The following is a 25,207-nucleotide window of genomic DNA, read 5'->3' as shown; positions in this document are numbered from 1 at the left end:
CGGGGCATGACGCCCAAAGAAGAAGAAAGCAGCGGCCCCAGCCCGAACGGTCTCGCCGACCGCGTCGCCGCCGCCCTGGTGGGAGCCGCCGTCGGTGACGCCCTCGGCGGCCCGGTCGAGGGCTACTCCCCCGACCAGATCACCGAACGGCACGGCGGTCGCGTGCACGGTGTCGTCGGCCCCTGGCACGGTGACGCCTGGCGCACCGCCCGCCCCATCGCGCCGTACCACAAGGGCGACGGCCACGTCACCGACGACACCCTGATGACACACGCGCTGGTCCGTGTCTACGACCGCGTCCGCGACCACCTGGACGCGTACGCGATCGCCGACCACCTGGTCCCGGACCTGATGACCACCCCCCGCTGGATCCCCGAGCTGGAGGCGGAGGCCCTGCCGCTGCACCGCCTCTTCCTCGCCGAGAAGTGGCTGGTGGCCCGGCTGGCCTACGGTCACGCCGACCCCCGGGAAGCGGGCACCGGCAACATCGTCAACTGCGGCGCCGCGATGTACATGGCCCCGGTCGGCCTGGTCAACGCGGCCAACCCGGCCGCCGCGTACGCCGAGGCGCTGGACATCGCGGGCGCGCACCAGTCGTCGTACGGCCGTGAGGCGGCCGGTGTGTTCGCCGCGGCGGTGGCCGCCGCGACCGCTCCGGGGGCGACTGCCGACTCGGTGGTGAGCGCCTGCCTGTCCCTGGCCAAGGACGGCACCCGTACGGCGATCGAGAAGGTCTGCGAAGTAGCGGCCGGGCACCGGGACTTCGAGTCGGCGCTCGGTCCGCTGCGCGCGGCGGTGGCGCCGTACGACACCGTCGGCCCGGACTACCGCGCGCCCTCCCTCGCCGCCCGCCGCCCCTCGCGGCTGCACTCCATCGAGGAACTCCCGGTGGCGCTGGGCATGCTGGTCGTCTCCGGCGGTGACTACCGGCAGGCCGTGCTCGGCTCGGTCAACTACGGCCGTGACTGCGACTCGATCGCGACGATGGCCGGTGCCCTCGCGGGCGCGCTCGGCTCACCCGTCCCCGAGGAGTGGGCGAAGACGGTCGCCGACGCCAGCCGCCTGGACCTGTGGGCGCCGGCCCGGACGCTCACCGAGGTCGCGCGCGAGATCTTCGACCGGGACGTCCGCCGCCGGCGCGCCCACGAGGAGGCGTTCACCGCGCTCGGAGGCCGCCCGTGCTCCGACTGACCTGGGTCCAGCCGGAGGACCTGCTGGGCCACGAGCTGCGCCAGGCCCGCCTGGACGGGCGCGAGCCGAAGGCGGTCGAGGCGCGCTGGCGGGCGGCGGGCGGCCCGGACGCCCCGGAGCGCGCGGGCGCGTCCGCGCACCGGGTGTCCCGCTATCTGCGCCTGCTGGCGGAGGACCTGCTGGACGAACTCGCCGACCTGCCCAGCCGCTTCGCCGAAGACGAGCCGACGGACCTGGCCCGCATCATGTCCCAGTGCCCCGACTGGCCCACCGGACGGTCCGCCGCCGCACCGGACCCGCGTGCCCTGGAGGCCGCCTGGCTCGGCCGGGCCATCGGCTGCCTCCTCGGCAAACCGGTCGAGAAACTCCCGCTCGACGGCATCCGCGCCCTCGCCCGGGCGACCGGGAACTGGCCCCTCGCCACCTGGTTCACCGCCCGGGGAGTCCCCGACGACCTCCTGGCCACGCACCCCTGGAACCGCCGCTCGGCCGCCACCTCGCTCGCCGAGAACATCGACGGCATGCCCGAGGACGACGACCTCGACTACCCCCTGCTCAACCTCCTCCTGCTCCAGCGCCACGGCAGGACCTTCACCACCGACGACGTGGCCCGGCTCTGGCTCGAAGAACTCCCGCCCGGCCGCACCTTCACCGCCGAGCGCGTCGCCCACCGCAACCTCCTCACCGGCATCGAACCCCCGCACACGGCCCGCCACCGCAACCCGTTCCGCGAGTGGATCGGCGCGCTGATCCGCGCCGACATGCACGGCTGGAGCAACCCCGGCGACCCGGCCGCCGCCGCCGGACAGGCCCACCGCGACGCGGTCCTCACCCACACCGCCAACGGTGTCTACGCGGCGATGTTCACGGCCGCCGCCATCGCCACGGCCGCCACCGGCACGCACGACGTCCACGCCTGTCTGCGCACCGGCCGCGCGGTGGTCCCGGCCCGCTCCCGTCTGGCGAAGGCGATCGACCACGCCGTCCGACTGGCCACCTCCACGGACGACTTCGACGACGTCGTGGACGAACTCCACGCCGTCTACGGCCCCACCCACCACTGGGTCCACGCCCTCCCCAACACCGCCCTGATCGTCGCCGCCCTCACCCACGCCGACGGCGACTTCACGGGGTCCGTCTGCCGTGCCGTTTCCGGTGGTTGGGACACCGATTCCAACGGCGCCACCGCCGGAAGCATCGCCGGCCTCCTCGCCGGCTCCCCCGACGCGCTCCCCGACCGCTGGCGGGCCCCGCTGAAGAACCGGCTCGCCACCACCGTCGCGGATTTCGACGGCACCGGCTTCGACACCCTCGCCCACCTCACCCACCTGGAGGCGACCCGACCATGACCCACATCGCCGTCCTCGGCAGCACGAACATGGATCTCGTCACCTACGTCGGCAAGGCCCCGCAGCGCGGGGAGACCGTGACGGGACGGGAGTTCCGTACGATCCCCGGCGGCAAGGGCGCCAACCAGGCGATCGCGGCGGCCCGCGCCGGCGCCACCGTCTCGATGATCGGCGCGGTCGGCAACGACGCCTTCGGTGCCCGGTTGCGCGACACCCTCGAACACTCCGGTGTGGACACCGACTTCCTGCGCACGGTCGAGGGCCCGTCCGGCACCGCGCACATCGTGGTGGACGACGAGGGCGGCAACGCGATCGTCGTCATCCCCGGCGCGAACGGCACGGTCGACCACCTCTCCCCCGGTGACGAGGGGGTGATCGCCACCGCCGACGCCCTGCTGCTGCAACTGGAGATCCCGCTGGCGGCGGTCGTCGCGGGCGCGGAGGCGGCCCACCGGCACGGCGTCCGTACGGTCCTCACCCCGTCCCCGGTCCAGCCGTTGCCGCCCGAACTCCTGTCCACGATCGACCTGTTGGTGCCGAACGAGTACGAGGCGGTCACCCTCACCGGCCGCACCGACCCGCGCGAGGCGGCAGCCGCCCTGCTGGACCTGGTGCCGGAGGTGGTGGTCACCCTGGGCGCCACGGGCTGCCTGTACGTGACGCGGGGCGCCGAACCGCTCGTGGTCCCCGCGCCCCGCGTGCGGGCCGTGGACTCCACGGGCGCGGGCGACACGTTCGTCGGCACGCTCGCGGTGGCCCTCGCCGAGGAGAAACCGGTACGCGAGGCCCTGTCCTGGGCGGCGGCCGCGGCGGCGATCTCCGTCCAGCGGGAAGGCGCGTCGGCGTCGATGCCGTACCGCCCGGAGATCGAGGCCCAGTACACCGCATGAACACGACGAGCACGACACCTACGACCGCCACGACGGCACGGACGTCCCCGGCACTGGACGGCCTGCGGGTGCTGGACCTCGCGACCCTCTTCGCCGGGCCGATGGCCGCCACGCTGCTCGGTGACTTCGGCGCCGAGGTGATCAAGGTGGAGCATCCCCGGCGGCCCGACCCGTCCCGGGGCCACGGCCCGGCCAAGGACGGCGTCGGCCTGTGGTGGAAGGTGCTCGGCCGCAACAAGCGGACCGTCACCCTCGACCTGTCCACGCCCGGCGGCCGGGACACCCTGCTGCGGCTCGCCGCCACCGCCGACGTGGTGATCGAGAACTTCCGCCCCGGGACCCTGGAGAAATGGGACCTCGGCTGGCCGGAGCTGTCCGCGGCCAACCCCCGGCTGGTTCTCGCCCGGGTCACCGCGTTCGGCCAGTTCGGCCCGTACGCGCACCGCCCCGGCTTCGGCACCCTCGCCGAGGCGATGAGCGGCTTCGCCGCGGTCACCGGCGAACCGGACGCGCCCCCGACGCTGCCGCCCTTCGGTCTCGCCGACTCGATCGCGGGCCTGGCCACCGCCTACGCCGTGCTGGCGGCGCTGGCCGCACGCGAGCGCACCGGCGTGGGACAGACGGTCGACATGGCGATCATCGAGCCGATCCTGTCGGTCCTCGGACCCCACACCACCTGGTACGACCAGCTCGGTTACGTCCAGGAACGCACAGGCAACCGGTCCGCGAACAACGCCCCGCGCAACACCTACCGCACCGCCGACGGCACCTGGGTCGCCGTCTCCACCTCCGCCCAGTCGGTCGCCGAACGCGTGCTACGGCTGGTGGGCAGGCCGGAGCTGATCGAGGAGCCGTGGTTCGCCACGGGCGCGGACCGGGCAGCCCACGCCGATGTGCTGGACGAGGCGGTCGGCTCCTGGATCGCCACGCGCACCCGCGCCGAGGTGCTCGCTGCCTTCGAGAAGGCGGAGGCCGCGGTGGCCCCCGTGCAGGACGTCCGGGACGTCCTGGCGGACCCCCAGTACCAGGCCCTGGACACGGTCACCACCGTCGACGACCCGGAGCTGGGCCCGCTGCGCATGCAGAACGTCCTCTTCCGGCTCTCCGCCACGCCCGGCGCGATCCGCTGGGCCGGCCGCCCGCACGGCGCCGACACCGACGCCGTGCTCACCGAGATCGGCCTCACCCCGGCCGACATCGCGGCGCTGCGCGCGGAGGGCGCCCTGTGACCCGCTTCCCGCTCACCTGGCTCTACGTCCCCGGCGACCGCCCGCACGTCGTGGCCAAGGCCCTCGTGGCGGGCGCCGACGTGGTGGTGATCGACCTGGAGGACGCGGTCGCCCCGGACCGCAAGGAGTACGCCCGCGCGGCCACCGCGGAACTCCTCACGGTGCCTCAGCCGGTCCCGGTGCACGTGCGCGTCAACGCCCTGGGCAGCCCCTGGGCCGCCGCCGACCTGCACGCCCTGGCCGGCCTGCCGGGCCTGTCCGGCCTGCGGCTGCCGAAGGTGACGACCCCGGGCGAGGTACGGCAGGTCGCCGTGGCCACGCCCGTCCCCCTCTACGCGCTCCTGGAGTCGGCCCTCGGCATCGAGCACGCCTACGCCATCGCCACCGCCCACCCCGCCCTGCGGGGCATCGCCCTGGGCGAGGCCGACCTCCGCGCCGACCTCGGGGTACGGGCCGACGCGGGCCTTGACTGGCCGCGCTCCCGGGTGATCGTCGCCGCCCGTGCGGCGGGCCTCGCCCCGCCGTCCCAGACCGTCCATCCGGACATCCGTGACCTCGACGGCCTGGCCGCCTCCTGCGCCCACGGCCGCGCTCTCGGATTCCTGGGCCGCGCCGCGATCCACCCCCGTCAGCTGCCGGTGATCGAGCGCGCCTACCTGCCGACGGAGGCCGAGATCGAACACGCGGAGACGGTCATCAAGGCGGCCTCTGCGAACGAGGGTGCCCAGGCCCTCCCCGACGGCCGTTTCATCGACGCGGCGGTGGTGGCGATGGCGCGGCGGACACTGTCGCTGGCCGCCCGGAGCTGACCCTCCGGACACACCGAGGGCGCCCGGAAGAACTCCGGGCGCCCTCGGTGTCGTACCGGAAAGGGTCAGCTCTTCTCGGCCGGCGCCGCCTTCTCCTCGCCCTCGGCGTGGGTGTGCGTGTCGGTGTCGGCGTCGGTGTCCCTGTCGGCCTCAAGCCCCGTGTCCTCGGCCGGGCCGTCGGAGACCCCCGGCTCCACCACGGCTTCCCGTCCGGGCCGCTTCTTCGACGACACCACGATGTACGCCACCGCCAGCAGGAAGACGAGCAGCGCGGTCCAGTCGTTCAGGCGGAGGCCCAGGATGTGGTGGGCGTCGTCCACCCGCATGTACTCGATCCAGCCCCGGCCCACGCAGTACGCGGCGACGTACAGGGCGAACGCCCGGCCGTGCCCCAGCTTGAAGCGGCGGTCCGCCCAGATGACCAGCAGGCCCACGCCGATGCACCACAGCGACTCGTAGAGGAACGTCGGGTGGTAGTACCCCGGCACCCGGCCGCCCTCGGAGGAGGTGATGTGCAGCGCCCAGGGGAGGTGGGTCTCGCGGCCGTACAGCTCCTGGTTGAACCAGTTGCCCCAGCGGCCGATGGCCTGTGCGAACGCGATGCCGGGCGCGACGGCGTCGGCGTACGCGGGCATCGGGATGCCCCGGCGCCGCGCGCCGATCCACGCGCCGAGCGCGCCGAGCGCGATGGCGCCCCAGATGCCCAGGCCGCCCTCCCAGACCTTGAAGGCGTCCACCCAGTCACGGCCCTCGCTGAAGTACAGCTCGTAGTCCGTGATCACGTGGTAGAGCCGGCCGCCGATCAGGCCGAACGGCACGGCCCAGACAGCGATGTCGGCCACCGTGCCGGACTGCCCGCCGCGGGCGATCCAGCGCTTGTTGCCGAACCAGACGGCAACGAAGACGCCGATGATGATGCAGAAGGCGTAGCCGCGCAGCGGGATGGGGCCGAGGTAGTACACCCCGTGCGACGGGCTGGGGATATAGGCAAGGTTCATCATGGCAAGTCCGACGCTACCGTGCCGAGCCGTGGTGACGGCAAGCAGCTCGGCTACGGGTCCATAACGGGGGCGTGAGAAACGCTTACCCTCGGTCGGCGGCCTCCACCAGTTGCTTGAGCTTGGCAGGGGTCATCGTCTGGTCCTGGTAGATGTTCTTGCCGCCGAGCAGCACCGTGGGCGTGCCGGTGAAGCCGCCGGACCGGAAGGCCTGGTTGGACCTGTCCACCCAGCCGTCGTGCGTGCCGTCCTGGACGCACTTGCGGAAGGCGGGCGTGTCCAGGCCCTTCACCTTGCCGGCCAGCTCGATCAGCTTGTCGTTGTTCGCGAAGGCGTCGTCGGTCTCCTTCGGCTGGTTCGCGTACAGCACGTCGTGGTAGTCGCGGAACTTCCCGGCGTCCTGGGCGCAGGCCGCGGCGTTGGCGGCGCGCAGCGAGCCGGTGCCGCCGAGGTTGCCGTCGATCAGCCGGACGAGGTGGTACTCGATTCTGAGCTTGCCGGCGTCGGTCAGTTCGTGGAGGGTCGGCCGGTACGCCACCTCGAAGGCCTGGCAGGCCGGGCAGCGGAAGTCCTCCCAGATGGTGAGCGTCGACTTGGCGCCGTCCTTGCCGACCGGGATCGCGAGGCCGTCCTTGCCCTGCGCACCCGACGGTGCCACGGCCGGGCCCGCGCTGCTGCTCTTGTGCTTGCCGGCGTTCGCGGCGACCACGCCGATCACCGCCGCCAGCCCCAGGACGCAGACGACGCTCGCGCCCACGATCAGCGTGCGCCGTCGCTTCTCCGCGGCCTTCTGCTTCTCGCGCTCGACCGCCAGCCGTTCCCGGGCGGTGCGCTTTCCGTCACGGTTCTTCTCGCTCACACCCCCAGAACGAACCGGGGAGGCGCAGCGCGCCTCCCCGGCCCGAGGTCCACCCGTTCGAGTGACCGAATCATCCGATACGGGACATTCGCCGACGGTTACGCCCGTCCGTCACGCCTGTCCGCGCACGCCTTTCGCCAGCTCACCGGCCAGCTCGCGGACCGCCGCGATGCCGGAGGCGTGGTCGGGGGCGTCCAGCATCCGCTTCACGAACGCCGAGCCGACGATCACACCGTCGGCGAAGCCGGCGACCTCGGCGGCCTGCGCCCGGTTGGAGACGCCGAGCCCGACGCAGACGGGCAGTCCGGTGTCGGTGGCGCGGGTGCGCCGGACCAGGTCCTGGGCCTGCGCGCCGACGGACTCCCGGGTGCCGGTGACGCCCATGAGGGAGGCCGCGTAGACGAAGCCGCTGCCCGCCGCGGTGATCTCGGCGAGCCGCTCGTCCTTGCTGCTCGGCGCCACCACGAAGACCGTCGCGAGGCCGTGCTTCTCGGCGTGCTCCCGCCACAGCTCCGACTCCTGGACCGGAAGGTCGGGCAGGATGCAGCCCGCCCCGCCCGCCTCGGCCAGTTCGGCGGTGAACCGCTCCACGCCGTAGCGGTCGATGGGGTTCCAGTACGTCATGACGAGCACCGGCTTCCCGGTGGCCTCGTGGGCCTCCCGGACCGTGCGCATGACGTCGGCGATCTTCACACCGCCCCGCAGGGCGATGTCGTCGGCGGTCTGGATGACCGGGCCGTCGAGCACCGGGTCGCTGTGCGGCAGCCCGACCTCCACGACGTCGGCTCCGCCGTCGAAGACGGCCTTGATCGCCTCGATACCGCCGTCCACGGTGGGGAAGCCGGCCGGGAGGTAGGCGATGAGCGCGGAGCGGCCCTCGGCCTTGGCGGCGGCGAGGGTGTCGCTCAGCAGCCGGGCCTTCCCGCCCGTGAATGCGGCCCCGCTCACTTGGCGTCCCCCTCGATCTCGGCGGTGTCGGCTTCGTTGGCGGCCACCTCGGCGTCGGTGTCGTAGAGGCCGAAGTAGCGGGCGGCGGTGTCCATGTCCTTGTCGCCGCGGCCGGACAGGTTGACGACGATCAGGCCGTCCCTGCCCAGCTCCTTGCCGACCTCCAGGGCGCCGGCCAGCGCGTGGGCGCTCTCGATCGCCGGGATGATGCCCTCGGTGCGTGACAGCAGGCGCAGGGCCTGCATGGCGGCGTCGTCGGTGATCGCGCGGTACTCGCCGCGGCCGGAGTCCTTGAGGTAGGAGTGCTCGGGGCCGATGCCCGGGTAGTCGAGGCCCGCCGAGATCGAGTACGGCTCGGTGATCTGCCCCTCCTCGTCCTGCAGGACGTACGACCGGGAGCCGTGCAGGATGCCGGGCTCCCCGGCGGTGAGGGTGGCCGCGTGTTCGCCGGTCTCGATGCCGTGGCCGGCCGGCTCGCAGCCGATGAGGCGGACGCCCTCGTCGGGGATGAAGGCGTGGAAGAGGCCGATGGCGTTGGAGCCGCCGCCGACACAGGCGACGGCGGCGTCGGGGAGACGGCCGGCGCGCTCCAGGAGCTGGCGCCGTGCCTCCACGCCGATCACCCGGTGGAAGTCGCGGACCATGGCCGGGAACGGGTGCGGGCCGGCGACCGTGCCGAAGAGGTAGTGGGTGCGGTCGACGTTGGCGACCCAGTCCCGGAACGCCTCGTTGATGGCGTCCTTGAGGGTGCGGCTGCCGGACTTCACGGCGACGACCTCGGCGCCGAGCATGCGCATGCGGGCCACGTTCAGGGCCTGGCGCTTGGTGTCGACCTCGCCCATGTAGATGGTGCAGTCGAGGCCGAACAGCGCGCAGGCGGTGGCCGTCGCGACACCGTGCTGGCCGGCGCCGGTCTCGGCGATGACCCGGGTCTTGCCCATGCGCTTGGTGAGCAGGGCCTGGCCGAGCACGTTGTTGATCTTGTGGGAGCCGGTGTGGTTGAGGTCCTCGCGCTTGAGGAACACGCGGGCGCCACCGGCGTGTTCGGCGAAACGGGGCACCTCGGTGAGCGCCGACGGACGACCGGTGTAGTTGACGAGCAGGTCGTCGAGCTCGCGGGCGAACTCGGGGTCGCCCTTGGCCTTTTCGTACTCGACGGCGACCTCGTCCACGGCGGCGACGAGGGCCTCCGGGATGAACTTGCCGCCGAAAGCGCCGAAGTAGCCCTCGGCGCTGGGCACCTGGCCGACGGGGTCGGGGATGAAGAACTCGCTGGGCATGCGGAAACCTCACGGTGAGTGCTCGGGAGAAAAACGAGTCGCCGTGGGGGCGGGGCCAGTCGTACGGCCTCGGGCCGCGTGCGATCGCTCGCGCACACGCGGCGGTAGCCGCACGTCAGACAGGTGTCCCGCGCCCCTTCGGGGCGCGCTGCCATCGGCGTCCGTTGACCTGCCCGGGCTCGTCACCGATGACGTACCGGACGCGACGGCCGTGCACGCGCCGCGCGGGGGCGCGGCAGCCACGCGGACGGCAGCCGCGCGCCAGGCGCGCGTGCCGGTCCACGGTCGTCACGGTGAGAGTCATCGGCCCAAGCTTAGCGGGATCAGCCGCGCCCGTGCCGCAGTGCCGGGTGTTCGCCCGCCGCCACCAGGTCGGCCACCGCCGCCTTGGGGTCGCGGCCGGTCACCAGGGACTCGCCGACCAGCACCGCGTCGGCGCCGGCGTTGGCGTACGCGATCAGGTCGTGCGGGCCGCGGACGCCGGACTCGGCGACCTTCACGACGTTGTCCGGGATCTCCGGGGCGACCCGCTCGAACGTGCCGCGGTCGACCTCCAGCGTCTTCAGGTTGCGCGCGTTGACGCCGATGACCTTGGCGCCCGCGTCCACCGCCCGCTCGACCTCGTCCTCGTCGTGCACCTCGACGAGGGGGGTCAGGCCGATGGACACCGCCCGCTCGATCAGCGACTCCAGGGCCGGCTGGTCCAGGGCGGCCACGATCAGCAGCGCGAGGTCGGCGCCGTACGCCCGGGCCTCCCAGAGCTGGTAGGACGTGACGATGAAGTCCTTGCGCAGGACGGGGATGTCGACCCGCGCGCGCACCGCCTCCAGGTCGGCGAGCGAGCCGCCGAAACGGCGCTGTTCGGTGAGGACGGAGATGACGGCCGCACCGCCCGCCTCGTAGTCCGCGGCGAGTCCGGCGGGATCGGCGATCGCGGCCAGCGCGCCCTTCGAGGGGCTGGACCGCTTCACCTCGCAGATCACCTTGACGCCGTCGCCCTTGAGCGCGGCCACCCCGTCCTTGGCGGCGTGGGCCTTGGCCGCGCGCTCCTTGAGCTCGTCGAGGGTGACGCGTGCCTGCCGCTCCGCGAGGTCGGCACGGACTCCGTCGATGATCTCGTCGAGCACACTCACGCGAGCGGCCCCCTTCCAGACGGTGGTTCCTTCAGGTTCTGAAAACCCGTGGTCAAACCGATGGTATCCGCAGGACCGCCGAGGCCTCGCATCCGGTGGAGGGCGGTCCCACTACCTGGACATTCGCTGTTCGATCAAGGGTGGAGCCAGCCACCGAAGGGCAGGTTCCGGACGACGGTGAACACCAGCAGCACGACGCCGGCCGCCCACAGCCGTGCCGGTCCGAGGTCGATCCGCAGCGGCCTGCCGCGCGCCGCGCGGACCACCCAGACGGTCCACAGCACCGCGAAGCCCACGTAGCCGGCGACGGCCGGCGCGTTGTCGCGCAGGGCGGCGAGGAGATCACCGTGCACGAAGGCGTGCGCGCTGCGCAGCCCGCCGCAGCCGGGGCAGTACAGACCGGTGAGCCGGTACAGGGGGCAGACGGGGTAGTGCCCGGGTTCACCCGGATCGACGACCCCGACGTAGGCGAAGGCCCCGGCGACGGCCGCGAACAGCCCTGCCGGCACGACGAGCCGCCGCCAGACAGGCACAGGCACAGGCACAGGCACAGGCAACTGGACCCCACGGCTCTCGACGCTCACGCGGGAATTCTCCCCTCCCGCCCGGTCCCCCGCACGCCGCCACTGCCGCTGCGGGCAGTCGTGCCGCCGGGCAACGCGAAGGGCGGCCCGCACCGTCGTGGATGCCGGACCGCCCCTCGACGGAATCCTGAGGCTCAGCTCTCGGCGGCCGCCGGCTCCCGCTTGGCCGCGGGCGCGGTGTGCACCAGCGCACGGGAGGACTCCTTCGGCTGCCCCAGACCCATCGCGCGCATGATGCCGCCGACCACACCACCGAGGAGCGTGAGGGCCATGCCGGCCCAGAAGCCGACGGGCTGGGCCATCACCATGAAGGCGCCCGCGACGCAGAAACCGATGAAGGCGATGATGACACCGGTCCAGGCGGCCGGGGTGTGACCGTGGCTGCTGCCCGCCATGACTTGCTCCTCGTTGCTGTGTACGTGTCGTACTGACCGAGCCGGACGCTCGCCGTCCATTGTCCCGTACGCGCACGCGCGCCCGACGCGGGGGTGGCGTCTGTTTCACCACACTCCGGGTTCACACGCCGGGTCGACACGCCGGGTGCAGCGCCGTGGGTCAGGCGCCGGTCGGGTCCTCGCCCCGGTCCAGCGCCTTCCAGATCTCCTCGGGCCGCTCCGGGTCGACCGGCCGGGCCGTGCGCCGCGGGCGGGCGGTGCCGCGCTCGTAGCGGCCGGACATGGCGGGCCACAGTCGGCCGTAGCGCAGGGCGAGCAGTCCGGCGAGCAGGAGCAGCACGCCGCCGGCGGCCGCGACGTAGGGCCAGCCGGTGTGGGTGAGAGCGTCGACCGTGGCGGAGGTGTCGCCGCTCGCCTTGGCGGCCTGCTCGTCCAGCGCGGAGCTGTCGGAGGCGGAGACGAGGGCCGCGGCGGCGATCCCGGCGCCGGACAGCGCGAGCAGCCCGGAGACGAGGAACCGGCCGGCCCTGCGAACGGCGAAGACGGCGACGAGCGCGGCGAGGCCCACTATGGCGAGGGCCGCGGGGACGCCAGTGACGTCGCTGCCCTTCGCGGTCAGCGGGAACGCGCCGCCGGCCACCGTCGCGGTGCCCTCCGCCCAGCGCTGCCGGGTCGCGAGCAGCGCCACGGCCGCGCCGAGCGCACCGCACATGAGGGCCACGGCGAGGCTCCGCCGGCCGGACCGGGCGGACGCGGCGGCTTGGGAACGGGGGTCAGGTACGGCAGTCACGTACTCCACTATCGCCTGAACCCCGGGCGCACCGTCACCCGGGGTTCGTATGAGAAGCGCCCTACTTGCCCAGCCGGTTGGCGGTGTGCACCGCGCGGAGCACCGCCGCGGCCTTGTTGCGGCACTCCTGGTCCTCCGCGACCGGGTCGGAGTCGGCGACGATGCCGGCGCCGGCCTGGACGTAGGCCGTGCCGTCCCGGAGCAGGGCCGTACGGATGGCGATCGCGGTGTCGGAGTCGCCGGCGAAGTCCAGATAGCCGACGCAGCCGCCGTACAGGCCGCGCCGGGACGGCTCCAGTTCGTCGATGATCTGCATCGCGCGGGGCTTGGGGGCGCCGGAGAGGGTGCCGGCCGGGAAGCAGGCGGTGAGCACGTCGAAGGCCGTGCGGCCCGGGGCGACCCTGCCGGTGACGGTGGAGACGATGTGCATCACGTGCGAGTAGCGCTCGACGGACATGAAGTCGACCACCTCGACCGAGCCGGGCTCGCAGACCCGGCCGAGGTCGTTGCGGCCGAGGTCGACCAGCATCAGGTGCTCGGCGCGTTCCTTGGGGTCGGCGAGGAGTTCCTCGGCGAGGGCCTGGTCCTCCTGCGGGGTGCTCCCGCGGTGCCGGGTGCCGGCGATGGGATGGACCATCGCGCGTCCGTCCTCGACCTTCACCAGCGCCTCGGGGGAGGAGCCGACGACGTCGAACCCGTCGAAGCGGAAGAGGTACATGTACGGCGAGGGGTTGGTGGCACGCAGGACCCGGTAGACGTCGAGGGCGCTCGCCGTGCACGGGGTCTCGAAGCGCTGGGAGGGCACGACCTGGAAGGCCTCGCCCGCGCGGATGCGTTCCTTGACGTCCTCGACGGCCCGCTGGAAGTCGGGACCGCCCCAGCGGGCGGTGTACTCGGGCAGCTCGGAGGGCGGCAGATGGGCCGGGGGCTGGGCGACCGGGCGGGAGAGGTCGGCCTCCATGGCGTCGAGACGGGCGACGGCGTCCGCGTACGCCTCGTCGACGCCGGTGTCGAGGTCGTTGTGGTTGATCGCGTTGGCGATCAGCAGGACCGAGCCCTCCCAGTGGTCCATCACCGCGAGGTCGCTGGTGAGCAGCAGGGTCAGCTCGGGCAGCTTCAGGTCGTCGCGCTCGCCGGGGCCGATCTTCTCCAGGCGGCGGACGATGTCGTAGCCCAGGTAGCCGACCATGCCGCCGGTGAAGGGCGGCAGGCCCTCCTGATGCGGGGTGTGCAGGGCCTGGAGGGTGGCGCGCAGGGCCGCGAGGGGGTCGCCGTCGGTGGGGACGCCGACGGGCGGGGTGCCGAGCCAGTGGGCCTGTCCGTCCCGCGCGGTGAGCGTGGCGGCGCTGCGGACGCCGACGAAGGAGTAGCGGGACCAGGAGCGGCCGTTCTCCGCGGACTCCAGCAGGAAGGTGCCCGGGCGCTCGGCGGCGAGCTTGCGGTACAGCGCGACCGGGGTGTCGCCGTCGGCGAGCAGCTTGCGCGTGACCGGGATGACACGCCGGTCGGTGGCCAGCTTGCGGAAGGTCTCCAGTTCCATGGCCGCTGACCTTACTGACCGGATCCGGGTGCGCCGGAATCGGCGTGCTCGGCCAGGACGTCCGCGTCGAAGCAAGTGCGGGCGCCGGTGTGGCAGGCGGCGCCGACCTGGTCGACCTTGACCAGCAGGGTGTCGGCGTCGCAGTCCAGCGCGACCGACTTCACCCACTGGACGTGACCGGAGGTGTCGCCCTTGACCCAGTACTCCTGGCGGCTGCGTGACCAGTAGGTGCAGCGGCCGGTGGTCAGCGTCCGGTGCAGCGCCTCGTCGTCCATCCAGCCGAGCATGAGCACCTCGCCGGTGTCGTACTGCTGGGCGATGGCGGGGACGAGTCCGTCGGCGCTGCGCTTGAGCCGCGCGGCGATCTCCGGGTCGAGGCTGCTGGGCCGGGGGGCACCGGTCGTACTGGTCATGGGTCACATTGTGCCGCGCGGCACCGACAGCGGGTCGCGGCGTCCATGGAATGGTCACGGGGGCACGGAGCGCCTCCATCCGGGGTGGTGCCCCGGGGGACCGGGTGGGCGGACCGATGACGCGGTCGTAGGCTGACAGCATGTCGACCTTCGCCAAGCGTGAACGGCTTCTTCTCGCCGACCTCTTGGAAACCGTCGGGCCCGACGCCGAGACCCTCTGCGAGGGCTGGCGGACCCGGGACCTGGCCGCGCACGTGATCGTGCGCGAGCGCCGCCCGGACGCGGCGGGGGGCACGCTGATCAAGCAGCTCGCACCGCGTCTGGAGAAGGTGATGGGCGAGTACACGGCGAAGCCGTACGAGGAGTTGGTCCAGCTCATCCGTACCGGCCCGCCGCGCTTCTCACCCTTCCAGCTCAAGCAGGTCGACGAGGCGGCCAACGTGGTGGAGTTCTACGTCCACACGGAGGACGTCCGCCGCGCCCAGCCGGACTGGAGCCCGCGCGAGCTGGACCCGGTCTTCCAGGACACGCTGTGGTCCCGCCTCGAACGCACCGCGCGGCTGGTGGGCCGGGGCGCTCCGACGGGTCTGGTGCTGCGCCGCCCGAACGGCCAGACGTCGGTGGCGCACCGGGGCACGCCGGTGGTCACGGTGACCGGTGAGCCGTCGGAGCTGCTGATGTACGCGTACGGCCGGCAGCGCGCGGCCGAGGTCGAGCTGGACGGCGACACGGACGCGATCGCCAAGCTGAACGAGACCAGGCAACTGGGCATCTGAGAGGGCCGGCCCGTGATCAAGGTGGCGATGACCGGCGTGTACGTGGACGACGTGGCGACGGCGCACGCCTTCTACACCGATGTCCTCGGCTTCGAGACCCGCACGCACATGGACCTCGGCGACGGCACGCTCTTCGTGACGGTCGGGGCCCGGGAGGGGGCCCAGCCGGATCTCCAGCTGCTGCTGGAGCCCGGCCAGGGCCCGATCGCGGAGCCGTACCGCAGGGCGCTGTACGAGGCGGGGCTGCCGTGCATCGTCTTCTCCGTGGACGACCTGGGGGCGGAGTACGACCGGCTGCGCGGCCTGGGCGTCCGGTTCACGCACCCGCCGCAGGAGCAGGGGCCGGTGATCGCGGCGGTGTTCGACGACACGGTGGGCAATCTGGTGCAGCTGGTTCAGCCCAAGGAGTGAAAGCCGGTCAGCCCGGGAGTTCGGCGCGGCGCAGGGCCGGTACGGCGAGGGCGACGGCACCGCCGAGCCCGCAGACCACCGCGCTGGCGACGAACACCGGGCCGGGGCCCCAGGTGCCGATCGCGGCGGCGGCGAACGGCATGCTCAGCGGGGTGAGGCCGAGGCTGACCAGGCTGGAGACGGAGGTGACCCGGCCGAGGTAGGCCGGATCGGCCTGGGTCTGGAGCAGGGCGCCGCACATCGCGCCGCTGAGCCCGGTGAGCAGGCCGACGAGCACGGCCGTGGCGACGGCGGTGACGAGGCCCGGCACGTAGGCGAGGGCGCCGATGGCCACGCAGCCCGCGATGATGGCGTACCCGGCGACCAGCCCGGCGCGCGGCAGCCGGCCCCGGACGGTCAGCAGCAACGAGGCGGCTGCCGCGCCGGCCCCGAACCCGGCGAGCACCCAGCCCATGCCCGCGGCACCCCAGCCGCGCCGGTCGGCGAGCAGGGTCAGCCCGACGTTCAACGGCCCGACGAAACCGAGGTCACCGAGGGTGATGGCGACCATCAGCGGCGCGAGCACCCGATGCCGCCGGATGTAGCGCAGCCCGGCCCTCAGGTCGCTCCAAGCGGTGCCCGCCGTACCGGGCGTGCCGTCCTGCGGCAGCGCCCGCACCCGCACCGACATCAGGAGGGGGAGCGATACGGCGATGAGGAGCCCGGCGAGGGCGAACGCGGCCGGGGCGCCGCCGAGGGCCACGGCGAGTCCGCCGAGCGGGGCGCCCACGACGCTCGCGAAGCGGATGGCGAGCCCGCGCATGCCCTGGACCCGGGCGAGCTGGCCCTTCTCGGTGAGGCGGGCCGGCAGGGCGCCCACGGCGGGCATGAACACCGCGTCGACGGTGCCGAAGACCAGCGCCAGCACGGCGAGCGGCCACAGCCCGGGGCTGGTGAGGAACAGCAGGGCGGCCACGGCGAGGGCGGCGGCACAGCGTACGGCGTCACTGCCGAGGACGACCCGGCGCGGCCCGAACCGGTCGGCGACCACTCCCCCGCCGAGCATCAGCACGGCCCTGGGCAGTGCGCTGGCCGACATCACGAGCCCGGCCTGCGTGGGGCTCCCGGCCTGGACGGCGGCCCAGGACAGGGCGAGGTAGTAGACGCTGTCGCCGAGCATCGAGGAGGTGTAGGCGCCGAGCCAGCGCAGCACATTGGAGTCGCGGTGGGCCTGCGCGGTGGCCGGCGGTACGAGCGTGGCGGTCACGTAAGGGCCGTCCTCTCAGACGTCAGACGCGGAACGGGAAGCCGTACACGTGCAGCGCGACGTGCTCGCGCCCCTGGGTGTCGCCGGCGACCTCACGGGCCCGCCCCTGCTCGTCGTACCGCTTGAGCAGGTCGGTCAGGTCCTTCTTCAGCGCGGCGAGTTCACCGGCGGTGAGCCGGAGCAGGGACTCCGAGTCGTGGGCCGCCGTGTTCCACTCCGGCCCCCAGTGGGCGCGTTCGTCGAGGTACCTCCGGTGCATCTCGGCGCGCTGCTCCAGGAACATCCGCGAGGCCGCCAGGTGCGCCGCCGCCTTCTCGGGGGCGTCCCGGAAGTCCTCGTCGCGGATGGTGACGCCGTCGGACGCCGGCTGCCACCAGCGCTCCCGCCCGTCCGCGCTGCGCGGCTGGGCCTCCTCGACGAGACCGTGTTCGGCCAGCTTGCGCAGGTGGTAGCTGACGAGGGAGACGGCCTCGTCCACCTGTTCGGCGAGCTGTGAGGCGGTGGCGACCTCCGCGACGAACAGCAGCCGGTAGAGCTTCATCCGCAGGGGATGGGCGAGCGCCTTGAGCGTCCCGATGTCCGTGATCCGGCGGTTCTCCTCGCGTGCCATGACAGTGAACCTAGATGGGAAAGAGAAACTGCGCAATATGCTTTGCGCAATATTCCTTGCACATCTGGCGACAGAAAGGCCCCGGCCACCTGGCCGGGGCCTCGGAAGCGACGGCTACCTCACTGGGTGCCCCGCCCCGCGCAACGTCTCCTTCACCTGACCGATCCGCAGGTCGCCGAAGTGGAACACCGAGGCCGCGAGGACCGCGTCCGCGCCCGCGTCGATGGCCGGCGGGAAGTGGGCCAGCTCGCCGGCACCGCCGGACGCGATCACCGGGACGGTCACGTGCTTGCGCACCGCCGCGATCATCTCCAGGTCGTAACCGTCCTTCGTGCCGTCCGCGTCCATGGAGTTCAGCAGGATCTCCCCCGCGCCCAGCTCCGCCGCCCGGTGCGCCCACTCCACCGCGTCGATGCCGGTGCCGCGCCGGCCGCCGTGGGTGGTGACCTCGAAGGTGCCCTCGGGCGTGCGTCGCGCGTCCACCGAGAGGACCAGCACCTGCCGGCCGAACCGCTCGGCGATCTCGCGGATCAGGTCGGGGCGCGCGATGGCCGCCGTGTTGACGCCCACCTTGTCGGCGCCCGCCCGCAGCAGCTTGTCCACGTCCTCGGCCGTGCGGACGCCGCCGCCGACGGTCAGCGGGATGAACACCTGCTCGGCGGTGCGGCGCACCACGTCGTACGTCGTCTCCCGGTTGCCGGAGGACGCGGTGATGTCGAGGAACGTCAGCTCGTCGGCGCCCTCCGCGTCGTACACCTTGGCCATCTCGACGGGGTCGCCGGCGTCGCGCAGGTTCTGGAAGTTGACGCCCTTGACGACCCGGCCGTTGTCCACGTCCAGGCAGGGGATGACTCGGACCGCCAGGGTCATGAATCCACGGCTCCTTAGGGCCTTCAGCCTCTGAATGCTTCTAGTTCTACTTCGACCAGGATGCGCGGGTCGACGAAGCCCGCCACGACCAGCAGGGTCGAGACCGGGCGGACGGCGTCGAACAGTTCCTGGTGGGCCCGCCCGACGGCGTCCACGTCCCGCACATGGGTCAGGTACATCCGCGTACGGATCACGGACTCGATGCCGAGCCCGAACTCACCGATCGCCTCCAGGGCGCTGGTGAAGGCCACCTTGGCCTGTTCGTACGGGTCGCCCTCCCCGTAGAGCACGGTGCCCTTGAAGGACGTCGTGCCGCCCACCAGCACCCGGTCACCCGCCGTGACGGCGCGCGCGAATCCGAAACTCTCTTCCCAGGGACTTCCGCTCTGCACGCGCCGCACGGCTTCGGTCATGACGACACAGCCTCCAAGGCCTCTTCCAGGGTGAACGCCTTCGCGTACAGCGCCTTCCCTACGATGGCGCCTTCGACACCGAGGGGTACCAGTTCGGCGATGGCGCGGAGGTCGTCCAGCGACGACACGCCGCCGGAGGCCACGACCGGGCGGTCCGTGGCGCCGCACACGTTCTTCAGCAGCTCCAGGTTGGGGCCCTGGAGGGTGCCGTCCTTGGCGATGTCGGTGACGACGTAGCGGGCGCAGCCCTCCTTGTCGAGGCGCTCCAGCGTCTCGTAGAGGTCGCCGCCGTCGCGGGTCCAGCCCCGGCCGCGCAGGGTGGTGCCGCGCACGTCCAGGCCGACGGCGATCTTGTCGCCGTGCTCGGCGATGACCTTGGCGACCCACTCCGGGGTCTCCAGGGCGGCCGTGCCGAGGTTCACCCGGGTGCAGCCGGTGGCGAGGGCGGCGGCGAGGGTGTCGTCGTCGCGGATGCCGCCGGACAGCTCCACCTTGATGTCCATCGCCCCCGCGACCTCGGCGATCAGGGCGCGGTTGTCCCCGGTGCCGAACGCGGCGTCCAGGTCGACCAGGTGCAGCCACTCGGCGCCGGACCGCTGCCAGGCGAGAGCGGCCTCCAGCGGGGAGCCGTAGGAGGTCTCGGTCCCGGACTCGCCGTGCACGAGGCGGACGGCCTGGCCGTCGCGGACGTCGACGGCGGGGAGGAGTTCGAGCTTGGCCATGGTCTACAGGGTTCCGATCCAGTTGGTGAGGAGCTGGGCGCCGGCGTCGCCGGACTTCTCGGGGTGGAACTGGGTGGCCCACAGGGCGCCGTTCTCCACGGCGGCCACGAACGGCTTGCCGTGCGTCGACCAGGTGACCTTGGGGGCCTCGATCACCGGGTTGTGGCTCTCCAGGGCCCAGTCGTGGACGGCGTAGGAGTGCACGAAGTAGAAACGCGCGTCGGCGTCCAGGCCGGCGAACAGCTCCGAGTCCGCCGGGGCGTCCACGGTGTTCCAGCCCATGTGCGGCACGACGTCGGCCTGGAGCGGTGCGACCGTGCCCGGCCACTCGTCCAGGCCCTCGGCCTCCACGCCGTGCTCGATGCCGCGCGCGAAGAGGATCTGCATGCCCACGCAGATGCCCATGACCGGGCGCCCGCCGGACAGCCGACGGTCCACGACCCAGTCGCCCCGGGCGGCGCGCAGGCCCTGCATGCAGGCGGCGAAGGCGCCGACGCCCGGCACGAGCAGGCCGTCGGCGTTCATCGCCTTGTCGAAGTCGCGCGTTATCTCGACGTCGGCGCCCACGCGCGCGAGGGCCCGCTCGGCGGAGCGGACGTTGCCGAAGCCGTAGTCGAAGACGACGACCTTCTTCTTCCCGGACGTGGTGCTCAATTCCACACCTCCAGCCGCATGACGCCCGCCACCAGGCACAGGCCCGCGCCGATCGAGAGCAGCACGATCAGGCTGGTGGGCATCTTCTGCTTGACGAAGGAGATGATGCCGCCGACCAGGAAGAGGCCGACGACGATCAGGAGGGTCGACAGACCGGTCATGGGTTACAGCGCGCCCTTCGTCGACGGGAGGATGCCGGCCGCGCGCGGGTCGCGCTCGGAGGCGTAACGCAGCGCCCGGGCCAGCGCCTTGAACTGGCACTCCACGATGTGGTGCGCGTTGCGCCCGTACGGAACGTGCACGTGCAGCGCGATCTGCGCCTGGGCGACGAAGGACTCCAGGATGTGCCGGGTCATCGTCGTGTCGTACTCGCCGATCATCGGCGCCATGTTCTCGGGCTCGGTGTGCACGAGGTACGGGCGGCCGGACAGGTCGACGGTGACCTGGGCGAGGGACTCGTCCAGCGGGACCGTGCAGTTGCCGAAGCGGTAGATGCCCACCTTGTCGCCGAGGGCCTGCTTGAAGGCGGCGCCGAGCGCGAGGGCGGTGTCCTCGATGGTGTGGTGGGAGTCGATGTGCAGGTCGCCGTCGGTCTTGACGGTCAGGTCGAACAGACCGTGGCGGCCGAGCTGGTCGAGCATGTGGTCGTAGAAGCCGACGCCGGTGGCGATGTCGGTCCGGCCGGTGCCGTCGAGGTCTATCTCGACCAGCACCGACGTCTCCTTGGTGGTGCGCTCCACGCGTCCTGTGCGGCTCATGAAAAACCCTGCTCCTTCTTCAACTCACGGACCGCGTCGAGGAACGCGTCGTTCTCCTCCGGGGTGCCGGCGGACACCCGCAGCCATCCCGGTACGCCGTTGTCCCGGACCAGCACGCCCCGGTCGAGGATCTTCCGCCAGGCCTCGTGGGCGCTGGCGAACCGGCCGAACTGCACGAAGTTCGCGTCGGACTCGATGACCTCGTAGCCGATCGCGCGCAGCTCGGCGACCAGCCGGTCCCGCTCGGCCTTGAGCTGCTCGACGTACCCGAGCAGCGTGTCGGTGTGCTCCAGCGCGGCCAGGGCGGTCGCCTGGGTGATCGCCGACAGGTGGTACGGCAGCCGGACGAGCTGGACGGCGTCCACGACGGCCGGGTGCGCGGCCAGGTAGCCGAGGCGCAGGCCGGCCGCGCCGAACGCCTTGGACATCGTCCGGGAGACCACCAGGTGCGGGCGACCCTCCAGCAGCGGCAGCAGCGAGTCGCCGTGGCTGAACTCGATGTACGCCTCGTCCACGACGACCATGGACGGCTTGGCCGCCTGCGCCGCCTCGTACAGGGCGAGGACCGTCTCCGGCGGGACCGCGTTGCCGGTGGGGTTGTTGGGGGTGGTGATGAAGACGACGTCCGGCTTGTGCTCGGCGATGGCGCTCTGGGCGGCGGCGAGGTCGATCGTGAAGTCCTCGCTTCGCGGGCCGGAGATCCAGCCGGTGCCGGTCCCGCGCGCGATGAGCGCGTGCATCGAGTACGACGGCTCGAAGCCGATCGCCGTACGGCCCGGTCCGCCGAAGGTCTGCAGCAGCTGCTGGATGACCTCGTTGGAGCCGTTGGCGGCCCACACGTTCTCGACGCCGAGCGGGTACTTGCCGGTCCTGGTGAGGTACTTGGCCAGCTCGGTGCGCAGCTGAACGGCGTCCCGGTCGGGGTAGCGGTTCAGGCCACGGGCGGCCTCCCGCACCCGCTCCGCGATCCGCTCGACCAGCGGCTCGGGCAGCGGGTAGGGGTTCTCGTTGGTGTTCAGCCGTACGGGTACGTCCAACTGGGGCGCGCCGTAAGGGGACTTGCCTCGCAGCTCGTCCCGTACGGGGAGATCGTCGATCCGCACGTCGCTCACTTGCTCTCGGGTACCTTCCAGCCGAACCTGGCCTTGACGGCCGCGCCGTGCGCCGGCAGGTCCTCGGCCTCCGCCAGTGTCACCACGTGGTGGGCGACCTCGGCGAGCGCGTCCCTCGTGTAGTCCACGATGTGGATGCCCCGGAGGAAGGACTGGACGGACAGGCCCGAGGAGTGGCAGGCGCAGCCGCCGGTGGGCAGCACGTGGTTGGACCCCGCCGCGTAGTCGCCGAGCGAGACGGGGGCCCAGGGGCCGATGAAGATCGCGCCGGCGTTGCGGACCCGGTCGGCCACCGCCGCGGCGTCGGCGGTCTGGATCTCCAGGTGCTCGGCGCCGTACGCGTCGACGACCCGCAGGCCCTCGTCGATGCCGTCGACCAGCACGATGGCGGACTGCTTGCCCTTCAGCGCGGGCACGATCCGGTCCTCGACGTGCTTGGTGGCCGCGACCTGCGGCTCCAGCTCCTTCTCGACCGCGTCCGCCAGCTCGACGGAGTCGGTGACCAGCACGGCCGCCGCCAGCGGGTCGTGCTCGGCCTGGCTGATCAGGTCGGAGGCGACGTGAACCGGGTCGGCGCCGGCGTCCGCGAGGATCGCGATCTCGGTCGGACCGGCCTCGGCGTCGATGCCGATCTTGCCGGTGAAGTAGCGCTTGGCGGCGGCGACCCAGATGTTGCCGGGCCCGGTGACCATGTTGGCGGGCGGGCAGGACTCCGTGCCGTACGCGAACATCGCGACGGCGGTGGCGCCGCCGGCCGCGTACACCTCGTCCACGCCGAGCAGGGCGCAGGCGGCGAGGATCGTCGGGTGCGGCAGCCCGCCGAACTCGGCCTGGGCCGGTGAGGCGAGTGCGATGGACTCGACGCCGGCCTCCTGGGCGGGCACCACGTTCATCACCACGGAGGACGGGTAGACCGAGCGGCCGCCGGGCGCGTACAGCCCGACACGCTCGACCGGAACCCACTTCTCGGTCACCGAGCCGCCGGGCACGACCTGCGTGGTGTGGGTCGTACGGCGCTGCTCGCGGTGGACCAGCCGGGCGCGGCGGATGGACTCCTCCAGGGCGGCGCGCACGGCCGGGTCGAGGCCGGCGAGCGCGTCGGCGAGCGCCTGGGCAGGGACACGGACGGTTTCCAGCCGTACTCCGTCGAACTTCTCGGCGAAGTCGATCAGCGCCGCGTCGCCACGATGATGCACGGCCTCGCAGATCGGGCGCACCTTCTCCAGGGCGGCCTGAACGTCGAAGTCGGCTCGGGGCAGCAGGTCGCGCAGGGCGGGGCCCTCGGGAAGGGCGTCGCCGCGCAGATCGATTCGGGAAATCACAGTCCCAATTCTCTCAGACCGCCGTCGGGAGCCGTCCGCGCGTATCAATGGCTGATACAGAACATGGACCAATGACTGGTACAGATGTGGGCCAATGGCTGGTACATACGTGCGCCAATGGCTGGTACAGAGGGTGGCCGGAACCCGGAAGATCACCTTCACGGGTGGTGTCCGGGCGGTCACACAGGGCATGAACGGCTGTACGAAAACCAGCGAACCGGAAGAGGAGAACGGTGAGCGAGGGTGCCGGCATCCGCACGGGGGACCTGCCGGACGACCTGACCGCGACCGAGGCGGGCATGTGGCAGGCCTTCCGCAACGGCAGCGTGTACGACCTGAGCAGCGGCGACTTCGCGGTGGACGATCCGCACGGCGGGCACCCCTGGGGTCCCGAGCGGACCGTCCGGGCCCGCATCGTCTGCTGGCTGCTCCTCGACGGCCCGCCGGCACTCGCCGGCCGGGTGTCCGCGCTGAAGCTCGTCGGCGTGCGGATCACCGATCCGCTGGACCTGGCGGGCGGCCAGGTCACGCCGTACGTCGAGCTGCGCGGCTGCCGCTTCGACGAGGAGGTGCGGCTGCCGGAGGCCCGGTTCACGACCCTGCGCCTGGTGGACTGCGCGGTGCCGCGCCTGGAGGCCGCCCGCGTGCACACGGAGGGCGATCTGCATCTGCCGCGCTGCCGCTTCCAGAACGGGGTCCGGCTGACGGACGCGCACATCGGCACCGATCTGCTGCTCAACCAGGCGGTCGCGTACCGGGACCGCGGCGGCCGGTCCATCGCGGCCGACGGCCTGACCGTCGGCCAGGACCTCCAGGCGGAGATGCTGGAGTCGCACGGCGAGTTCAGCCTGCGCGGTGCCCAGATCGGCGTCTCGCTCAGCCTGCGCGGCGCCAAGCTCGCCAACCCCTACGCCCGTTTCGCCCTGAACGCCCCGCAGCTCACGGTCGAGCGCACCCTGTACCTGACCCCGGCCGGCGTGGGCAACCCGCTGCTGAGCGGCACGACACCCGCGCGCGGGACACGCATCCAGCGGTTCGAGTCCCGGGGCGGGGTGCGTCTGGACGACGGGCGGTTCGGGGACGCCGTCGACCTGGAGCGGGCCCGGTTCGCCTTCACCGACGACCAGGAGCTGTCGCTGCGCCGGGTGCAGACGCCTGAGCTGCGCTTCCTCGGGGACAAGCCGGAGCGCGGCAAGGTGGTGCTGTCCGGCGCGCGGGTGGTGAACCTGGTGGACCGGGCGAGCAGCTGGCCGGACGCGGGCAATCTGCACATGGGCGGGTTCGCCTACGAGAGCCTGGTGCCGCAGGGCCCCTTCCCGCTGACCCAGCGTCTGGACTGGGTGGCGGCGGCCACCGCCGAGTACGCCCCGGAGCCGTACGAGCGGCTGGCGGCGGTGCTGCGGGCGGCCGGCGAGGACGAGGACGCGCGCGAGGTGCTGCTCGCCAAGCAGCGCCGGCGGCGTGAGACGCTGCCGCTGGCCGGGAAGTCCTGGGGTTACCTCCAGGACTGGACGGTCGCCTACGGCTACCGCCCGGGCCGGGCCGCGGTGTGGATGGCGGTGCTGTGGGCGGCGGGCACGCTCGCCTTCGCGCGCGCGGACCATCCGCCGGTCAGTTCCGGCGGCCATCCGGTCTGGAGCCCGGCGCTGTTCACGCTGGACCTGCTGCTGCCGGTGATCGACCTGGGCCAGGCCGGCCAGTGGCAGCTGCGCGGCGGCTGGCAGTGGCTGGCGGCGGCGCTGATCCTGATCGGCTGGGTCCTGGCGACGACGGTGGCGGCGGGCGCGACCCGGCTGCTGCGGCGGGGCTGACGGAAGCCGGGAGGCCGACGGATGCGGGAGGCCGACGGAGCCGTGGAGCCGACGAAGGCGGGAGACCGACGGATCCGTGGAGCCGGCGGATCGG

General features: G+C 72.6%; 29 protein-coding genes. 8 read left to right on the top strand and 21 right to left on the bottom strand.

Features of this window, described 5'->3' with window-relative positions:
- Positions 1-6 precede the first annotated feature (6 nt).
- From OO52_RS07220 to OO52_RS07200, 5 genes are read left to right on the top strand one after another with little or no spacing between them, the layout of a single operon-like run.
- Positions 7-1,191, top strand: coding sequence for an ADP-ribosylglycohydrolase family protein (locus tag OO52_RS07220; RefSeq protein ID WP_030642137.1), 1,185 nt, complete (start codon positions 7-9; stop codon positions 1,189-1,191).
- Positions 1,179-2,540 (top strand): ADP-ribosylglycohydrolase family protein, encoded by a 1,362-nt coding sequence (locus OO52_RS07215; protein WP_030642135.1) that lies wholly within the window; start codon positions 1,179-1,181, stop codon positions 2,538-2,540. Before OO52_RS07220 ends, OO52_RS07215 begins: the two co-directional genes overlap by 13 nt.
- Positions 2,537-3,430, top strand: coding sequence for a ribokinase (rbsK, locus tag OO52_RS07210; protein WP_030642133.1), 894 nt, complete (start codon positions 2,537-2,539; stop codon positions 3,428-3,430). Before OO52_RS07215 ends, rbsK begins: the two co-directional genes overlap by 4 nt.
- The gene (locus OO52_RS07205) at positions 3,427-4,659 is read left to right on the top strand and encodes a CaiB/BaiF CoA transferase family protein (RefSeq protein WP_234329069.1); all 1,233 of its coding nucleotides are present in this window, start codon (positions 3,427-3,429) and stop codon (positions 4,657-4,659) included. The genes rbsK and OO52_RS07205 overlap by 4 nt, the downstream gene beginning before the upstream one ends.
- Entirely contained in the window at positions 4,656-5,468 is an 813-nt protein-coding gene (locus OO52_RS07200; protein ID WP_030642128.1) for an HpcH/HpaI aldolase/citrate lyase family protein, read from the top strand. The genes OO52_RS07205 and OO52_RS07200 overlap by 4 nt, the downstream gene beginning before the upstream one ends.
- Before the next feature lie 65 nt (positions 5,469-5,533).
- On the opposite strand, the gene lgt is transcribed toward OO52_RS07200, so the two are convergent.
- The 11 genes from lgt to hisI form a co-directional block, all read right to left on the bottom strand.
- Positions 5,534-6,466, bottom strand: a complete 933-nt coding sequence (gene lgt / locus OO52_RS07195; RefSeq protein ID WP_030642127.1) for a prolipoprotein diacylglyceryl transferase — start codon at positions 6,464-6,466, stop codon at positions 5,534-5,536.
- 85 nt (positions 6,467-6,551) lie between these two features.
- Complete coding sequence (locus OO52_RS07190; RefSeq protein WP_030642125.1) at positions 6,552-7,325, bottom strand: DsbA family protein; 774 nt, start codon at positions 7,323-7,325, stop codon at positions 6,552-6,554.
- Between the two features lie 111 nt (positions 7,326-7,436).
- Entirely contained in the window at positions 7,437-8,273 is an 837-nt protein-coding gene (gene trpA / locus OO52_RS07185; protein ID WP_030642123.1) for a tryptophan synthase subunit alpha, read from the bottom strand.
- Positions 8,270-9,553 (bottom strand): tryptophan synthase subunit beta, encoded by a 1,284-nt coding sequence (trpB, locus tag OO52_RS07180; RefSeq protein WP_030642121.1) that lies wholly within the window; start codon positions 9,551-9,553, stop codon positions 8,270-8,272. Before trpB ends, trpA begins: the two co-directional genes overlap by 4 nt.
- Before the next feature lie 115 nt (positions 9,554-9,668).
- Positions 9,669-9,857, bottom strand: a complete 189-nt coding sequence (gene trpM / locus OO52_RS46945; protein WP_078629997.1) for a tryptophan biosynthesis modulator TrpM — start codon at positions 9,855-9,857, stop codon at positions 9,669-9,671.
- A 19-nt stretch (positions 9,858-9,876) separates the two neighbouring features.
- The gene (gene trpC / locus OO52_RS07175; RefSeq protein WP_030642119.1) at positions 9,877-10,686 is read right to left on the bottom strand and encodes an indole-3-glycerol phosphate synthase TrpC; all 810 of its coding nucleotides are present in this window, start codon (positions 10,684-10,686) and stop codon (positions 9,877-9,879) included.
- 134 nt (positions 10,687-10,820) lie between these two features.
- A complete protein-coding gene (locus tag OO52_RS07170) occupies positions 10,821-11,225 on the bottom strand; it encodes a DUF2752 domain-containing protein (RefSeq protein WP_234317311.1) in 405 nt (134 codons plus the stop codon).
- A gap of 179 nt (positions 11,226-11,404) precedes the next feature.
- On the bottom strand, positions 11,405-11,665 hold the full coding sequence (locus OO52_RS07165) for an HGxxPAAW family protein (protein ID WP_030642114.1): 261 nt from the start codon (positions 11,663-11,665) through the stop codon (positions 11,405-11,407).
- Between the two features lie 160 nt (positions 11,666-11,825).
- Positions 11,826-12,464 carry a TIGR02234 family membrane protein gene (locus tag OO52_RS07160; protein ID WP_030642112.1) on the bottom strand — a complete coding sequence of 213 codons (639 nt, stop codon included), beginning with the start codon at positions 12,462-12,464 and terminating at the stop codon, positions 11,826-11,828.
- A gap of 52 nt (positions 12,465-12,516) precedes the next feature.
- Positions 12,517-13,995 carry an anthranilate synthase component I gene (locus tag OO52_RS07155; RefSeq protein ID WP_030642111.1) on the bottom strand — a complete coding sequence of 493 codons (1,479 nt, stop codon included), beginning with the start codon at positions 13,993-13,995 and terminating at the stop codon, positions 12,517-12,519.
- Between the two features lie 11 nt (positions 13,996-14,006).
- Complete coding sequence (gene hisI, locus OO52_RS07150; RefSeq protein WP_030642109.1) at positions 14,007-14,408, bottom strand: phosphoribosyl-AMP cyclohydrolase; 402 nt, start codon at positions 14,406-14,408, stop codon at positions 14,007-14,009.
- A 140-nt stretch (positions 14,409-14,548) separates the two neighbouring features.
- On the opposite strand from hisI, the gene OO52_RS07145 reads away from it, so the two are divergent.
- Positions 14,549-15,184 carry a TIGR03085 family metal-binding protein gene (locus tag OO52_RS07145; protein ID WP_030642107.1) on the top strand — a complete coding sequence of 212 codons (636 nt, stop codon included), beginning with the start codon at positions 14,549-14,551 and terminating at the stop codon, positions 15,182-15,184.
- A 12-nt stretch (positions 15,185-15,196) separates the two neighbouring features.
- Positions 15,197-15,595 (top strand): VOC family protein, encoded by a 399-nt coding sequence (locus OO52_RS07140; protein ID WP_030642105.1) that lies wholly within the window; start codon positions 15,197-15,199, stop codon positions 15,593-15,595.
- Positions 15,596-15,602: 7 nt separating this feature from the next.
- Here OO52_RS07140 and OO52_RS07135 read toward each other — a convergent pair whose 3' ends face one another.
- The 10 genes from OO52_RS07135 to hisD form a co-directional block, all read right to left on the bottom strand.
- Complete coding sequence (locus OO52_RS07135) at positions 15,603-16,841, bottom strand: MFS transporter (protein WP_030642103.1); 1,239 nt, start codon at positions 16,839-16,841, stop codon at positions 15,603-15,605.
- A 22-nt stretch (positions 16,842-16,863) separates the two neighbouring features.
- Entirely contained in the window at positions 16,864-17,451 is a 588-nt protein-coding gene (locus tag OO52_RS07130) for an ArsR/SmtB family transcription factor (RefSeq protein WP_030642101.1), read from the bottom strand.
- A 114-nt stretch (positions 17,452-17,565) separates the two neighbouring features.
- Positions 17,566-18,321: an imidazole glycerol phosphate synthase subunit HisF gene (hisF, locus tag OO52_RS07125; RefSeq protein WP_030642099.1), complete on the bottom strand. Its 756-nt coding sequence runs from the start codon at positions 18,319-18,321 to the stop codon at positions 17,566-17,568.
- Between the two features lie 23 nt (positions 18,322-18,344).
- Positions 18,345-18,734 (bottom strand): RidA family protein, encoded by a 390-nt coding sequence (locus OO52_RS07120; RefSeq protein WP_030642097.1) that lies wholly within the window; start codon positions 18,732-18,734, stop codon positions 18,345-18,347.
- The gene (priA, locus tag OO52_RS07115) at positions 18,731-19,456 is read right to left on the bottom strand and encodes a bifunctional 1-(5-phosphoribosyl)-5-((5-phosphoribosylamino)methylideneamino)imidazole-4-carboxamide isomerase/phosphoribosylanthranilate isomerase PriA (protein WP_030642095.1); all 726 of its coding nucleotides are present in this window, start codon (positions 19,454-19,456) and stop codon (positions 18,731-18,733) included. The genes OO52_RS07120 and priA overlap by 4 nt, the downstream gene beginning before the upstream one ends.
- Before the next feature lie 3 nt (positions 19,457-19,459).
- Complete coding sequence (gene hisH, locus OO52_RS07110) at positions 19,460-20,116, bottom strand: imidazole glycerol phosphate synthase subunit HisH (protein WP_078629998.1); 657 nt, start codon at positions 20,114-20,116, stop codon at positions 19,460-19,462.
- Entirely contained in the window at positions 20,107-20,271 is a 165-nt protein-coding gene (locus OO52_RS51390) for a hypothetical protein (protein ID WP_014672133.1), read from the bottom strand. Before OO52_RS51390 ends, hisH begins: the two co-directional genes overlap by 10 nt.
- Positions 20,272-20,274: 3 nt before the next feature.
- Positions 20,275-20,868 carry an imidazoleglycerol-phosphate dehydratase HisB gene (hisB, locus tag OO52_RS07100; RefSeq protein WP_030605410.1) on the bottom strand — a complete coding sequence of 198 codons (594 nt, stop codon included), beginning with the start codon at positions 20,866-20,868 and terminating at the stop codon, positions 20,275-20,277.
- Positions 20,865-21,980, bottom strand: a complete 1,116-nt coding sequence (locus OO52_RS07095) for a histidinol-phosphate transaminase (protein ID WP_030642082.1) — start codon at positions 21,978-21,980, stop codon at positions 20,865-20,867. Before OO52_RS07095 ends, hisB begins: the two co-directional genes overlap by 4 nt.
- Entirely contained in the window at positions 21,977-23,302 is a 1,326-nt protein-coding gene (gene hisD, locus OO52_RS07090; RefSeq protein WP_030642081.1) for a histidinol dehydrogenase, read from the bottom strand. The genes OO52_RS07095 and hisD overlap by 4 nt, the downstream gene beginning before the upstream one ends.
- A 233-nt stretch (positions 23,303-23,535) precedes the next feature.
- Between hisD and OO52_RS07085 the strand changes: the two genes are divergently transcribed.
- Entirely contained in the window at positions 23,536-25,113 is a 1,578-nt protein-coding gene (locus OO52_RS07085; protein ID WP_030642079.1) for a hypothetical protein, read from the top strand.
- Positions 25,114-25,207: the final 94 nt, after the last annotated feature.

It is taken from the genome of Streptomyces flaveolus, from assembly GCF_000716535.1.
Classification (GTDB): domain Bacteria; phylum Actinomycetota; class Actinomycetes; order Streptomycetales; family Streptomycetaceae; genus Streptomyces; species Streptomyces flaveolus_A.
Note: the sequence above shows the minus strand (reverse complement) of the source record. Positions and strands in the feature narration are given on the sequence as shown.